The 14,445-nt window shown below is 44.8% G+C and carries 12 protein-coding genes; 8 read left to right on the forward strand and 4 right to left on the reverse strand.

Going from position 1 to position 14,445, the window contains the following annotated elements; all coding sequences use genetic code 11:
* Positions 1–20: 20 nt before the first annotated feature.
* Positions 21–953: an aspartate carbamoyltransferase catalytic subunit gene (locus tag G493_RS0117250; RefSeq protein ID WP_028581412.1), complete on the reverse strand. Its 933-nt coding sequence runs from the start codon at positions 951–953 to the stop codon at positions 21–23.
* 12 nt (positions 954–965) lie between these two features.
* Positions 966–1,616 (reverse strand): signal peptidase I, encoded by a 651-nt coding sequence (gene lepB / locus G493_RS0117255; RefSeq protein WP_028581413.1) that lies wholly within the window; start codon positions 1,614–1,616, stop codon positions 966–968.
* 324 nt (positions 1,617–1,940) lie between these two features.
* On the opposite strand from lepB, the gene pilM reads away from it, so the two are divergent.
* From pilM to G493_RS29825, 7 genes are read left to right on the forward strand one after another with little or no spacing between them, the layout of a single operon-like run.
* Positions 1,941–2,996: a type IV pilus biogenesis protein PilM gene (gene pilM / locus G493_RS0117260; RefSeq protein WP_028581414.1), complete on the forward strand. Its 1,056-nt coding sequence runs from the start codon at positions 1,941–1,943 to the stop codon at positions 2,994–2,996.
* Positions 2,997–3,000: 4 nt separating this feature from the next.
* Positions 3,001–3,591: a PilN domain-containing protein gene (locus G493_RS0117265; RefSeq protein ID WP_028581415.1), complete on the forward strand. Its 591-nt coding sequence runs from the start codon at positions 3,001–3,003 to the stop codon at positions 3,589–3,591.
* A gap of 24 nt (positions 3,592–3,615) precedes the next feature.
* A complete protein-coding gene (locus tag G493_RS0117270; protein WP_028581416.1) occupies positions 3,616–4,236 on the forward strand; it encodes a type IV pilus inner membrane component PilO in 621 nt (206 codons plus the stop codon).
* Positions 4,237–4,263: 27 nt separating this feature from the next.
* Positions 4,264–4,815, forward strand: a complete 552-nt coding sequence (locus G493_RS0117275) for a hypothetical protein (protein WP_153306570.1) — start codon at positions 4,264–4,266, stop codon at positions 4,813–4,815.
* Positions 4,816–4,817: 2 nt separating this feature from the next.
* Positions 4,818–6,677: an AMIN domain-containing protein gene (locus G493_RS0117280; protein WP_028581418.1), complete on the forward strand. Its 1,860-nt coding sequence runs from the start codon at positions 4,818–4,820 to the stop codon at positions 6,675–6,677.
* Between the two features lie 32 nt (positions 6,678–6,709).
* A complete protein-coding gene (mshL, locus tag G493_RS29820) occupies positions 6,710–8,401 on the forward strand; it encodes a pilus (MSHA type) biogenesis protein MshL (RefSeq protein ID WP_051309440.1) in 1,692 nt (563 codons plus the stop codon).
* 57 nt (positions 8,402–8,458) lie between these two features.
* Positions 8,459–9,475: a hypothetical protein gene (locus G493_RS29825; protein ID WP_035274962.1), complete on the forward strand. Its 1,017-nt coding sequence runs from the start codon at positions 8,459–8,461 to the stop codon at positions 9,473–9,475.
* 266 nt (positions 9,476–9,741) lie between these two features.
* On the opposite strand, the gene secB is transcribed toward G493_RS29825, so the two are convergent.
* Together secB and uvrA are read right to left on the reverse strand one after the other, a co-directional pair.
* Positions 9,742–10,212 carry a protein-export chaperone SecB gene (secB, locus tag G493_RS0117295; protein ID WP_028581419.1) on the reverse strand — a complete coding sequence of 157 codons (471 nt, stop codon included), beginning with the start codon at positions 10,210–10,212 and terminating at the stop codon, positions 9,742–9,744.
* A gap of 117 nt (positions 10,213–10,329) precedes the next feature.
* Complete coding sequence (uvrA, locus tag G493_RS0117300) at positions 10,330–13,167, reverse strand: excinuclease ABC subunit UvrA (RefSeq protein ID WP_028581420.1); 2,838 nt, start codon at positions 13,165–13,167, stop codon at positions 10,330–10,332.
* Positions 13,168–13,544: 377 nt separating this feature from the next.
* On the opposite strand from uvrA, the gene glyQ reads away from it, so the two are divergent.
* A complete protein-coding gene (glyQ, locus tag G493_RS0117305) occupies positions 13,545–14,417 on the forward strand; it encodes a glycine--tRNA ligase subunit alpha (RefSeq protein WP_028581421.1) in 873 nt (290 codons plus the stop codon).
* Positions 14,418–14,445 lie beyond the last annotated feature (28 nt).

The raw sequence follows: 14,445 nt of genomic DNA on the forward strand, positions 1-14,445 counted from the left end.
CAGTGAAACGGCAAACAGTATTATGAATTGCCCATCACCAGATAGAGTAATGCCATACGAACAGCTACACCATTGGTAACCTGATTCAGAATGACAGACTGAGAACAGTCCGCAACATCCGGGCTCATTTCAATTCCCCGATTAACAGGACCAGGATGCATAACCAGAGCATCTGGTTTTGCAAGGGCTAATATTTTTTTTGAGATGCCGAAATGCCGGGCATACTCACGGAATGAAGGAAGCAATGGATCGTTCTGGCGTTCTTTCTGAATACGCAGGGTCATAACCACATCTGCATCACGTACAGCGTCCGGCAAGGAAGACTCAACCACTGCGCCTAATTGTTCCAACCCCTTGGGAACCAAGGTCGAAGGTCCATATACATGGACACTGGAACCCATTTTAGTAAACCCTTCGATACCGGAGTGAGCTACCCTGCTATGCATGATATCGCCAACAATGGCAACTTTAAGATCATGCAGACGCCCCTTGTGCTCTTTCACGGTCATCATATCCAAAAGCCCCTGGGAAGGATGTTCATGGGCACCATCGCCGGCATTGATGACAGAGGCGTTCACATACTTGGCAAGTAAATGGGGTGCTCCTGAAAATGAATGCCTGATAATGATAATATCAGGGTGCATTGCTGAAATATTACGGGCAGTATCTATGAGCGTTTCACCTTTCGTTGTACTGCTTGTGGACGGTGATATATTAAACGTATCTGCGCTCATCCTCTTCGCAGCCACCTCAAAACTCAGCCTGGTACGGGTGGACGGCTCGAAAAAGAGATTGATAATCGTATGCCCCCTAAGTGTAGGCACCTTTTTGATGGGGCGAGCAGATATTTCCTTAAAAGAATCTGCAGTGTTCAATATGTGGGTGATATCATCTGGAGAGAGTTGATCAATACCCAGTACATGTCGATGGGGAAAAAAATATCCTGTTGCCACGTGCACTCCGGTTCAATGAACAATGTCACAAATACGACCCCAGCGGATGGACCTGAAGCGATCAATGGAAAAGAAATCTTTCTGGACATCCCAGGACCAATAGATCATGAAAGCTTTGCCTCGCACTGCCTGTAAGTCGACAAACCCCCAAAAACGCCCATCATGGGAATTATCCCGGTTATCTCCCATAACAAAAAGGCTATGGGCTGGAACAGTTACCGGGCCAAAATTATCCCTTGGCCCATAGACTGCTGACAAAATATTGTCATCCCTATGAACACCATGGGCATCTGCAAACGGTACACCATCAATATATACCTTTTTATCACGAATTTCTACAGTCTGTCCTTCTGTCGCGATGACACGTTTGATGTAGTCCAATTTAGGATTTTCAGGATATTTAAAAACAATAATATCGTTGGGTTGAGGGTTCTTTACAGGTATAACCACTTTTCCGGTAAAAGGTACCTTCACACCATAAATAAATTTATTTACAAGAATATGGTCGCCAATTTGCAAGGTTGGCAGCATTGAGCCCGAAGGGATTTTAAATGCCTGCACAACAAATGTGCGTATAAACAGAGCCAAGATCAACGCGATGACAATGGCTTCGAAATTTTCACGTACAGCAGATTTTTTTTGTGGGGATTTGAGAGAAGTCACTCGTGAGCCTCTAAAAGAGATATTGGATATGAAATTGGATGGCAAGCTACCCCATAGCTGATGAAAATTCAAGCAGGATTTCGAGTGCAACCAATGCACACTATTCATAAAATCATTTCAGGAAGTTAACCAAATACAAGGAGATAAAGAACAAAATCCAGCCATATCTATCCCCTTGTTTTTAATGAAAGAAAAACATAAAAAAACGAGCTCAACTCTTGACAAAGGCTGGTGTTTATGTGCTTAATACTAAAAGATAGACGCACGCTTCCCTTTTGTGCTGTCAATTCAAGCTTCTGCATTCAATATTTCTAAGAGAACATTATGGCAAAAAAAGATCAACTCATCACAGGTGTAGACATAGGCTCTCACGCCGTGAAAGTTTGCCAGCTCCAGCGATCTGGAAAAGGATACAAACTATCGGCTATAGGCAGCGCTCTGCTTCCTGAAGGGGCAGTTGAAGACGGCATTCTTCAAGAACCTGAAATTGTCGGCAAAGCCATTGCGGCCTTATTTAAAAACCTCAAAATTAAAAGCAAACGCATAGGCATCTCCATTTCCGGCTATTCGGTCATTGTGAAAAAAATCAATCTTGAATACATGACCGATGATGAATTGGATAAGTATATCCTAGCAGAAGCTGAACAGTACATTCCTTTTGACATTGAAGATGTTTACCTGGACTATCGAAAACTTCCCACCAGCAGCAAGGAACGTGATCGCAGCGACCTGATGCTCGTTGCGGCTAAAAAAGAAGTTGTCGACGATTACCTCATGATGCTCGATGAGCTGAAATTAAAAACTGTTCTCGTCGATGTAGATGGCTTTGCTTTGGAGAATATCTGGGAGACCTCATCCAAAACAGGAGCCGAACAACAGAATATAGTCCTGGTTGATATCGGTGCCTCCAAGATGAATATAAACATCATCAAGGAAGGAATCAGCGTTCTGGCCCGTGATGTTGTTGTTGGCAGCAACCAACTCACCATGCAATTAGCCAATACTCTTGATATAGATGAGGAGCAGGCTGAACAGATAAAACTGGGGGCCATTTCCCCCGGCGAACATCAAGATCTGGTCGAAGACATTTTCAACCAGACCTGTACCCAATGGATTCTTGAAATAAAGAAAGCCGTTGACCTCTACCAGGCAAATAACCCGAATCATCCGCTTTCCGCTCTGGTGTTGAGCGGCGGAGGGTCAAAAGTTGCCGGTTTGGTTGATTATATTGGGCAGGAAACCGGACTGAACGTCATTTCGTTTAATCCTTTTGAAACGATGAAAGTTGACGAGAAAAAAATTGATCGTCACTATCTTGACTCAATAGCCCCGGAAATGGCTATTGCAACTGGCTTAGCCATAAGACAAGCACCTTTTTAACGACATGATACTAATAAACCTTCTTCCTGTCAGAGAAATCCAGAAGAGATATGCGGCCAAGAAACAACTTTTTGGTTATGCAGGTGTGTTTGTTCTCGTTCTAGTTTTGATTGGTGCTGTCCTGTATTGGCAAAAAGGTACTCTTACCGATACCAAGCAAAACCTTACAACTCTACAGAATCAATTGGCACAACACCAAAAAGAACTGGCTGAAATCAAAAAACTTGAAGCAGACAAGGAAACCTTGCTACGTCAAATCGAGGTTATTGACAAGCTGAAACAGAGTTCATCCCTTACCGTCCATGCACTGGATGAAGTTTCACGTTTTGTACCATCTCAGAGATTATGGCTCGAATCCTTGAACCAGAACGGTCTTACGTTGAAAGTGAAAGGCATGGCCCTGGATAACAGAACCATTGCCAAATTTATGGATGACCTGAAAAGCTCAGCATATATTGGAGACGTTGCACTTTCAGGTGCCTCCATGAAAACATTTGCTGGCAAAAATTTAAAAGCATTTGAAATCTCATGCAATCTGGTTACACCGTCAAATGATACAGAAGATACGGTAGTGAACCAGGACGTAAACCAGTAAACAGCACACTACAGTCCAGATCTTATGAAGAATAAAAGTCAGTTCGACACATTCATTGATGAAAAGTACCTGCCCCTGGATATCAAAATCAAGGCTGGTCTGGCAATACTGCTCCTGCTACTTCCATTACTGGGCGCCTACTTTTTAATGTACCAACCGACCTCAGAAGAAATTACACGGGTAGAGACGCAGATTAGTAAGACTGAGCAAGATCTACGAAAAGCTGAGCAAATCATTCGCAACCGGCATAAATATGAAAAAGAACTGGCGGACACCCAGGCCGAATTTGCTGAAAAAGCAATTATTCTACCTAAAAGCCAGGAAATACCAAATCTTTTGCGTAATATCTCTGACCTGGGAAAAACAGCAGGACTTGATTTTCTCAGTTTTAAACCAGGAGCAGAGACACCGCAGGAATTTTATGCAACCATTCCCATTAATATTGAAACCCAAGGTCCCTATCACAATATGGGATTTTTCCTGGATCAGGTCAGTAAGATGGAACGGCTGGTCACGGTGGACAATATTACCATGGGCTCACCGAAAAAAGAAGACAACGAAATGTTGCTCAGTTCCAAATGCCAACTGTTAACCTACAGATTTACCAATAAACCGTTACAGCAGCCAGGGCAAAACAAAAAATAATTCCTTACCTCGCAGGACAAGGGAACCATGTTACGTAGACCACCAACCACATACAAGGGCCAGCAAAGCATGCACTTGTTAAAAAGAGTATCAGCACTGTATATTATCGTTACTGCTTTTGGCGTTGCCGCCGTCAGCTCAGTCACAGGAACTGAAGGTGACCTGACAGCACCCCAACTGACAGATACGAAAACCGGCGACAGTGGCGCCTACGAGTATCCTATCAATGTGCGTCCAGACCCATTTGTCCCCTTCCTGTCCCCTGAATCCCGGCAGATCGGACCAGATCCCAATGAAATCATTGAGGAGGACAAGGTATTGACCGGTATGCAACTGTTCGAACCAGGACAGCTTGATCTGGTTGCAATACTGGAAACCGATGGTGAACGTATAGCCATGGCTCAGGACGTCTCCGGTAAAGGGTATATCCTCAAAGCCGGAATGCTCATAGGAAGAAGGGGGACGATCCAGGAGATTAACCAGTCGCAAGTAATTGTAGAAGAACGTGCTGTTACCCGTGCAGGGAAAGAGATTTTAAGCACGGTTTCAATGAAATTAAAAAAAGAGGGGGACGATTAAACATGTTTCACTTGTCTTTCCCGCGCACTCATGTGTTCCGGATACCTATTGCTGCACGAAAATCGTTGGCATGTCTTGCCGCGGTAACGCTTATCACTACAACCAATGTGTTGGCGGCTGATCTGATCCGCATCTCCAGCCTGAACAGTCAGGAAACAGATGCATCCTATCAGGTTATGCTGGTCACTGATGGCGAGCCATCATTTACCTCGTACAAACTGTTTAATCCGCCACGCATAGTGATTGATATTGCAGAAGCAGGATTTGCAGAGAACTTCACCCCCACCCTGCAGATCCCAGGTGCAACTGTAAAAACCGAAACTCTTTCGGATATGACTCCACAGCTTGCGCGCATTGAGATCAGTCTGGACCAGGAGCATGATTTTAAATCCGAGCAGCTCGGCAATCAAATCGTGCTTAATATCACCAAATCCAGTGCTGAAGCACCTCCTGCTGCAGAGACTGCTCCATTACGGACAATTAATCAAGTCAAAGTGTCCAGCACCAGGAACCAGACTAAAATTGTCATAACTGGTAACGCTGAACTCGGTGATTACACCTATGATGTCCTGGACAAGGATGGCACCAATCCTCCCCGCCTATTCATTGACTTGAATAACGCAACCGGAGATGACCTGCTTCAGGAACAGTTGGTCAACTCCCCGTCACTTGCCCAAATACGGGTTGCCAAACGGGGCTCTGGGTTACGTTTCGTCCTGGATGCCGTGAACAATGAACTCTTTCCCTTTACCATCAATGCAGTTGATAACAGTATTGAAATTGTAATTGATGAGACAGGCAAACCTGATGAAGTCGCTTCACTTATAAACCAGCAGACTTCCATTGAAAGCCAGTTGCCGGAAGTCGATCCTTTGGACAAGCAACTTTCGCCCCAGGCAGAAGAGAAGCAGATTCAGGACGCATTCAATTTTTCAGGATACAACAAACAACGCATCACTGTTGATTTTTATAAAATCGACCTGCATAACGTCTTTCGTATCTTTCGCGAGGTCAGCGGTATAAATATCATTGTAGACGAAGAAGTGAGTGGCTCTCTCACCCTTGCTCTGGACAATGTTCCTTGGGACTTTGCCCTGGATGTTATCCTGAACCTCAAAGATCTGCAAAAGGAAGAACGATTCAATACCTTGGTAATTCTGCCAAAAGATAAAGAGTATGCCTGGGCAGCGGGAGCCAATTCCAACATCACGTTTGAAACCGATGTGGAAGTAGTTGAGACCGAGGCGCTGACCATTCGGCAGCAGCAGAGCGTTTCCAAAGAAATTATTAAGGCCAAACAGTTTATGAGTGAGGCCAAAGGTGCAGAAAAGAGAGAAGATTTTGAAACTGCTGTCCATTTATACGAGAAGGCACTGGAGCTCTGGCCGGACAACTCGAAACTTGCCAATCGAATCTCATCACTCTACCTTGTACATCTTCGCCAAAATGCCAAGGCGGTATTTTTTGGCCAAAAAGCCCTGGAAGCGGATAACAAAAATGTTGCAGCGGCTCTTAACACCGCTATTGCCTCAGCCAACATGCAGGAAGTGGATCGTGCAATTGAGTACTTTGACCAGGCCATCAGTGTGGAAAAACCCTCCCAGGAGGCACTTCTCAGCTATGCAGCCTTTATTGAAGCACATGGTGATCCACAAAATGCACTTAAATTGTATCAGAAGCAAGATGAACTTTATGGCCAAAACCTGAACTCCATGGTTGCTACGGCCCGGATATTCGACAACATTGGCGACCACAAGGGAGCAACCGAAAAATACAAAGCAATCCTGTTATCAGGGGTAAGGGTTCCACCTGACCTGGCAAAGTATATCAAAGGTAGACTTGCACTTAATCAATCCATGTAACAGCCACCAGATACGATTTGAGGAAAGCCCATATGAAGTTAACAAAAATCAAAATAACGATATTGATTTCGTTGTTTGCCCTCGCACTTACCTCCTGTGCTCAAAAAGAGCCTGGGAACGATGTGCAGGAGCCTGACAACGACAGTACCGCCCAAAAAGCGGCTCCGGTTGAACCGGCAAAACCAGCTCAGTTGCCCGTTCGCTTTCAGACACCGGGATATCTTGCCGCAGATATTAACAGTGACGACGAACTGGAAACCGAAAAAGGTGCTGAATATCGTCTCAAAGTAGGCGCAACCATTCGGTCTACCGGAGGTCCCCAACCACTGTGGGATATTCTGAACAGACTGGCTTCTTTAAAAAACATGAGTGTCAGTTGGGCAAGCGATGTTGAGCGTGATGTCTTGGTGGATGTTAATATCGCAGCTGATGACGACTATTTTGAGGCCATTGATAACTTGCTACGCCAGGTAGATTACTATCAGGAAGTTGTAAAAAACACGATCATTGTCAAATATCGTGAAACTAAGCAGTTTTATATCTCTATTCCTCACATGAAAGGCAATTACAACACCACCGTTGGTGGAAACTACCTCATGGACAGGGAGGCAGCCACAGGAACAGAGGGAACTGTCAAAATTACCAGTGACGAAAACACGTTTAATGTCTGGGAAAATATTCAAGCAAACCTGGACGTTATCATGCAGCAATGGAGTACCACTAAGGAAGGTGGAGAGGACGATGCTGCCAGCGCTACTGAAACGGAAACCGAGGATGAAGCCGCTACTCCCGAACAAAAGGCTACACGTCGCATGGCATCAGGTTCGTCGTACTATACCCTAGACAAATCTGTTGGCCTGATTACGGTAACGGCTCCCAGGCCTTTATTACAAAAAGTTGAACTCTATATCAACACACTGAAAAAAGAATTGTATCGTCAGGTCATTCTTGAAGCAAAAATAATTGAAGTGTATCTCCAGGATAACTCAAAAATCGGTCTTGACTGGAGTGCAGTACTCAAAGATTTTGACATTACAGGTTATGCATATTTCGGTAACTCAACAGATGCCGATGTATCAGCCGGACAGGTCTATCCATGGATTCCAGCAGAGGGCGATGAACATAGTGTGACAAGGTTTATCAGTAAAATCACCATGGATCCTCTCAACTTCTCGGTTATGCTTAATGCTCTGAATGAACAAGGGGATGCCAATGTACTGTCTAATCCTAAAATTACTGTTCTCAACGGGCAACCTGCGTTGATCAGCGTTGGACGTGATATTGCGTATGTAAAAGAAATGGAACGAGAGGAAGAGGTTTCTGACGGCGTAAGAACTGTCACCTACTCCATTACAGTCGACAATGTTGTTGAAGGTGTGTCCCTTGGTGTTGTGGCTTCGATCCTAGATGATGATAAAGTGATTCTCCATTTAACACCTGTTACAACAGACCTCATTGACGACCCCATTCAATACCGAACATTTGGTAATGTTTATGAAGTTGGTTTACCACGCGTTGGTATTCGTGAGATGTCCACAATGGTTGAAGTCAGTAACGGTGAAATGCTGGTTATTGGAGGACTTATCGATGAGGTAGAATCTACAGACGGAAGCTTCATGCCCATTGTTGGCAGCATTCCTCTTATCCGCTACCTTTTCGGTGCTGAAGAAAAGATCCATCAAAAGCGTGAGTTAGTTATTCTTCTCACTCCACGAGTTATTTAAGCTTGGGAATACACAGATACCATGCTAACCGTATCCAGAACACATAGGAGAAATGGAATGAAGTACAATCGCTACTTGCTGATAGGTTTATTAGCGCTTTTTCTCGGAGGCTGCGGGACAACCGTACAAGAATCCCTGAAAGTTCAACCAGCAACCAAAAGCACTGTTGGCGCAGATAAAACTGTAGTTATACTGCCTTTTGCAGATTATTCGTATGCCGATACACTTGATAAAGCATACAATCGAAACTTATATGTCACTGAAAACCTTACAGACCAATTTGTCAGTAACAGTTTTCATTTACCTGTGCAGGAAGACGTATTTCTCTACCTGGTGGACCACAAAATCATTGATGTGGTTTCCTATGAGAAAAAGAAAACCTCTATCCTGGAAGACGAGATGAAGGATGAATGGTCTGCAGGTATGAAAAGTCACCTGCAGCGCTATATCGACCTGACCAAATCAAGAAGCAATGAGATGCCTGTTCTTGGCAGTCCTGGTACCCATGGCCTTAGCCAGCAGGAGGTTATAAAAATCGGACGCCATTTCTCAGCTGACTACATTGTCCGTGGCCGTATCCTCCAGTACAAAGATCGTCTGGATCCATCCTGGGCTCCATGGAAACGCGGCGTAATAGGATTTGTTACCGGAGTAACCAACCAGATCGCTTTTGGTCAGGCTGACTCAGACAAATATGATAACTGGGGTAATATGCTTGCAGGCGGAGTTTACGGTGCCTGGTATGGGGACGGTGCAGACTGGCCCTACTCCAAAGCTGATCAGACCATCTTTGGCGTATCTGGCAGTGATATGGGTAACACCATTCTTTGGGGAGCCTTTGGCGGATACCTCGGACACATGGCCCACAATTCCGGCAAGACTCCGCAGGCGGTGGTACAGCTGAGGATCTGGGTCCAGGATGCTTATACCGGCGATGTTGTATGGACCAACCGTGTGGACGTAAAAGTTTCACCGGAGACCTTACTTGCTGACTATCAGTACGATGCCCTGTTTGAGGGAGCCACCGAAAAAGCAGTTTCTACTTTGATCAACGACTTCGTTGCTACCTTGTAATTAAACCGCAGCGGTATTGTTCATCATTCCAACTAAAAAGGGGTGTCACCAAAGGTGACACCCCTTTTTTACTGTATCCCTGCAAATGTAACTGATCTCGGGTTAACAACACTGATATTTCGGTTAGTTTTGAGTTGTAACTGGTCACGGGTGCTTCAGATTTGTGCAAGCCCGGTTTTTCGCAGGTAAGCGACCAGCGGGAGACTCCGTGGAGTGATCAGTTACCTGCAAACTCCTGCTAAAACGGACCTCAATAAAATACTACTTCAGTTTGCTGCCTGCTTCTGCTTTTGAGCATTATCAAACAGGGCAACAAAATTAATGGGTTCCATTAAAAATGGCATAAAGCCTCCATCTACAGAAGCCTGACTGACAATTTGTCGTGTAAAGGGAAATAGCATAAGTGGACAGTCGACTCCCATAACCCTGGCTAGATGCTCTTCAGGAATATTCTTTAAAATGAAAATTGCCGCATGCTCTATTTCCATGATAAATAACACACGGTCATCATTATTCTTATCCTGAACCTTGGCAGTTATCAGCAAAGATACTTCATAATGATCATTATCAACTTTGGTGTTTTTTACCTGTAAATTAAAATCAACTTTTGGGTCCTGATTTCGTTCAAGAAAAACCTGAGGGGCATTAGGGCTCTCAAAAGAAAAATCTTTAATGTACATTTTCTGCATACGAAATATCGGGGCTTCTTGTTCTGCCATTTCTTTTCCTTTTTTCATTAATTAATAAATACTGTAAAATCAGAAGTTACAGTCACTATTTCCTTCATTATCCGACTCAGCTAAAAATCTCGGACTTCGATACCATCTTAGTATACCAGCAAGAAATACAGGTTATCAATCCAGCCCTAAAGTCTGAATCAAAAATCTGCCTGTGTAGGAAGATTTTACCTTTGCCACTTCTTCGGGAGTTCCACAGGCGACTAGCTGTCCACCGCCGTCTCCGCCTTCAGGACCGATATCTATTATATGATCAGCTGTTTTTATCACATCCAAGTTATGTTCAATGACAACCACTGTATTTCCCTGATCCACCAGCCTGCCAAGTACAGTCAACAGGTGTTGAATATCAGCCGGATGCAGTCCGGTTGTTGGTTCATCCAAAATATACAAAGTCTTGCCAGTTGAACGACGACTTAATTCTTTAGCAAGCTTGACACGTTGTGCTTCTCCACCAGAAAGCGTGACTGAAGACTGTCCCAGTTTAATATAGCCAAGGCCAACGTCATAGACAGTTTTCAAACGGTTATAGATAGGGGGGATATTTTTAAAAAAATCAATGCCCTCTTCCACGGTCATATCAAGAATATCAGCAATATTTTTTCCCTTATACTCGATATCCAGAGTTTCCTGATTATAGCGTTTACCATGGCATCGTTCACAGGTCACGTAGATATCCGGTAAAAAATGCATGGCAATACGCAGTACTCCGTCTCCTTCGCAGGTTTCGCACCGTCCCCCTTTGATGTTGAAACTGAAACGACCCGCTGTATATCCCCGAGCCCGTGATTCCGGCAGACGTGCCAAAAGTTCACGGATAGGAGTAAGTACGCCGGTATATGTCGCCGGATTGGACCGAGGTGTACGCCCAATGGGACTCTGATCAATATCAATAACCTTATCCAGTTGTTCCAGGCCTTGTACAATATCTTTATGTCCGGTTTTTTTCTTATGATCCTGAAAAAAATTATATGATTCATTATACAGTGTCTCAATGATCAAGGAACTTTTTCCAGATCCAGATACTCCTGTAACACACGTCATCATACCAAGGGGAATATCAACATGCAGATCCTTCAAATTATTTCTATTTGCCCCTGTTATCCTGATCGAACTACCTTTACCCTTAGAAGGTTTGCGTCGTTTTTCCGGTATGGCAATTTCAAGACGCCCAGACAAGTATCCCCCGGTCAATGAATCCGGACAATCCAATAATCCCGGCACAGGACCTGAATACAGGACATCTCCGCCATGGACTCCCGCACCTGGTCCAATATCAAGGACATGGTCGGCAGCAGCAATGGTGTCAGTATCATGCTCAACAACAATGACCGTATTGCCAAGATCCCGCAAATTGAGCAACGTTTTAATCAACTTGTTATTATCTCTCTGGTGCAGTCCTATACTCGGTTCATCTAAAATATAGAGCACGCCTGCCAAACCAGAACCGATTTGTGAAGCCAATCTGATGCGTTGCGCTTCGCCTCCTGAAAGCGTGCCGGCCTTTCTGTCCAGTGATAAATACCCCAGGCCAACACCCAGAAGAAAGGACAGGCGCTCCCTGATTTCTTTCAGGATCGGTGTTGCTATCATCTCTTCCCGAGGTGTGAATTCGAGTTCCTCCAATCGACTGACCAAATGTTCGATGGAAAAAGCTGTAAGATCCATTATTGACCACTTGCCAACCTTGACTGCCAAGGCCTCTGGCTTTAAACGTTTCCCCTTGCATACGGGACATGGCTGTTCGTTCATGAATTTGGTCACTGCCTCACGCACTCTTGGCGAGGAAGTCTCCCGGAATAAACGTTCCAGGCGGGGCAAAACCCCCTCAAAGGCAAGATTCGAAATAATAATCCTGTCTCCCCTTTGATGATGAAATTCCAATTTTTCCTTACCGGTTCCGTATAATATACCCTTCTGCACTTTATCGGGTAACTCTTCAAAAGGTGTGGCCGGATTGAATTGATAGTGCCGCGCAAAGGCCTCTATCCATTGCCCTGCATAGGTTGACAATTTCCGATGCGTCCACGGTACAATAACCCCTTCAAGAAGACTCAACGATGGATCAGCCACGATCCGTTCTTCGTCTAAAAACTGATTGGCACCAAGCCCACTGCATACGGGACAGGCACCTTGCGGATTATTAAAGGAAAAAAGTTGCGTAGATAATTCAGGGACGGAAATACCACAGCGATGGCAGGCAGCAGATTCGCTGAGCAGCAATTCCTCACCGCTTTCAGGAAACAAGGCCACCAGGATACCATGACTTACCTGCACGGCAGTAGAAACTGACTCATCCAGACGCCTGCGTATTGAAGGCTTCAACACTAACCGATCAACAACCACATCAATAAAATGATGCTTATTCTTTTCCAGCTTGAATTCTTCGGTTAGTTGTCTGATCTCGCCATCAACACGAACGCGCACAAATCCATCCTTGCGTAATTTCTGGAACACCTGTTCATGTTGACCCTTTTTTTGTTTTATTACCGGTGCAAGCAGGATCACTTTTTCCCCTTCTTGCCGATCAAGAAGGATATTGACCATATCCTCAATGGACTGGGATTGAATGGGATCACCACATTCTGGACAATGGGGCCGCCCTGCCCTGGCATACAGCAAACGCAGGTGATCATAAATCTCAGTCACAGTACCCACTGTGGAACGAGGATTTCTACTGGTTGTTTTCTGCTCAATGGAAACAGCTGGCGAAAGTCCTTCCAACAGATCCACGTCAGGTTTATTCATCTGCCCAAGAAACTGCCTGGCATAGGTAGACAGGGACTCCACGTAGCGGCGTTGTCCTTCTGCGTACAAAGTATCAAAGGCGAGTGTCGACTTCCCTGAGCCTGATAACCCGGTAAAAACGACCAGCTTATTACGGGGAAGATCAACAGAAATATTTTTCAGGTTATGCATTCGAGCACCACGAATGCGCAAAAACTGTGGTTCCATATTATTTCACACTGCACAGTAAAACTGGAATTAATGTAAATGGCCCGGTGTAGGAAAGCTTATACCTGAAGTAACAGCTGACGACAAATCTGATATAAAATATATAGCCATTACAGATAGCTGCAACGCACATACAACCACAAAGTCACTGAGCCATCCGGTAGGGCTCCATATACAAGCACAGCCACAGCATCGGTAACACATTGATATAATGAAGCATTATTAACTGCCTTGCTGTGTTGCCTCTGCATCCTTTCCGAAAGCCCATAAATTCAGAATATATACAAATTCGTTTACCCCACCAGGCCACTATGGTAGATTGTAGAGTTACAGTAGCCATCATTTGTTAACAATCAACTTAGGATTTTCACCTGACCATGTACTTTCAAGATATCATCGGTACACTGAACAGTTACTGGGCATCAGTAGGATGCGTTGTTCTGCAGCCTTACGATATGGAGGTGGGTGCCGGAACATTTCACCCTGCCACCCTATTACGATCTCTAGGACCTGAGCCATGGAAAGCAGCATACGTACAACCTTCCCGCCGTCCAACAGACGGACGATATGGTGAAAATCCCAATCGCCTGCAACACTACTATCAGTACCAGGTGGTCATTAAACCTTCTCCAAAAGATGTCCAGGAAATGTATCTGGAGAGTTTGAAACGATTCGGACTTAACCTGCTGGAACACGATATCCGTTTTGTCGAGGATGACTGGGAATCTCCAACCCTTGGAGCCTGGGGACTGGGCTGGGAAGTATGGCTGGATGGCATGGAAATTACTCAGTTTACCTATTTCCAGCAAGCAGGTTCCATAGATCTGAAGCCTATTACTGTGGAGATAACCTACGGACTTGAGCGCATCGCCATGTACCTGCAGAAGGTTGATTCAGTCTATGATATCAAATGGAATGAGCACGTAACCTACGGTCAAATTTTCCACCAGGCAGAAAAAGAATTCTCTGCCTTTAACTTTGAAGAGGCAAACATCGAGGATATGATGACCTCGTTCAACAATTACGAACGGGAAGCCCTCAAACTGGTGGAAAAAGATCTCATTTTACCTGCCTACGATTACTGCCTCAAATGCTCCCACACCTTTAACCTGCTGGATGCCCGCAAGGCCATCAGTGTTGCTGAACGAACCCGGTATATAGGCAGAATTCGTAATATTGCCAGGGCGGTGGCCCAGAAATATGTTCAACAGCGCGCTGATATGGGGCATCCTTTACTCGAAACGGCCTGACACACAAGGATCATCCATCCCTGCACAG

It is taken from the genome of Desulfogranum japonicum DSM 18378 (genome assembly GCF_000429945.1).
GTDB lineage: Bacteria > Desulfobacterota > Desulfobulbia > Desulfobulbales > Desulfobulbaceae > Desulfogranum > Desulfogranum japonicum.

Excerpts from the sequence above, each read along its gene's own strand:
- pilM (WP_028581414.1), top strand. The coding sequence starts at position 1,941 with ATGGCAAAAAAAGATCAACTCATCACAGGTGTAGACATAGGCTCTCAC.
- G493_RS0117265 (WP_028581415.1), top strand. The coding sequence starts at position 3,001 with ATGATACTAATAAACCTTCTTCCTGTCAGAGAAATCCAGAAGAGATAT.
- G493_RS0117270 (WP_028581416.1), top strand. The coding sequence starts at position 3,616 with ATGAAGAATAAAAGTCAGTTCGACACATTCATTGATGAAAAGTACCTG.
- G493_RS0117275 (WP_153306570.1), top strand. The coding sequence starts at position 4,264 with ATGTTACGTAGACCACCAACCACATACAAGGGCCAGCAAAGCATGCAC.
- G493_RS0117280 (WP_028581418.1), top strand. The coding sequence starts at position 4,818 with ATGTTTCACTTGTCTTTCCCGCGCACTCATGTGTTCCGGATACCTATT.
- mshL (WP_051309440.1), top strand. The coding sequence starts at position 6,710 with ATGAAGTTAACAAAAATCAAAATAACGATATTGATTTCGTTGTTTGCC.
- G493_RS29825 (WP_035274962.1), top strand. The coding sequence starts at position 8,459 with ATGAAGTACAATCGCTACTTGCTGATAGGTTTATTAGCGCTTTTTCTC.
- secB (WP_028581419.1), bottom strand. The coding sequence starts at position 10,212 with ATGAAAAAAGGAAAAGAAATGGCAGAACAAGAAGCCCCGATATTTCGT.
- uvrA (WP_028581420.1), bottom strand. The coding sequence starts at position 13,167 with ATGGAACCACAGTTTTTGCGCATTCGTGGTGCTCGAATGCATAACCTG.
- glyQ (WP_028581421.1), top strand. The coding sequence starts at position 13,545 with ATGTACTTTCAAGATATCATCGGTACACTGAACAGTTACTGGGCATCA.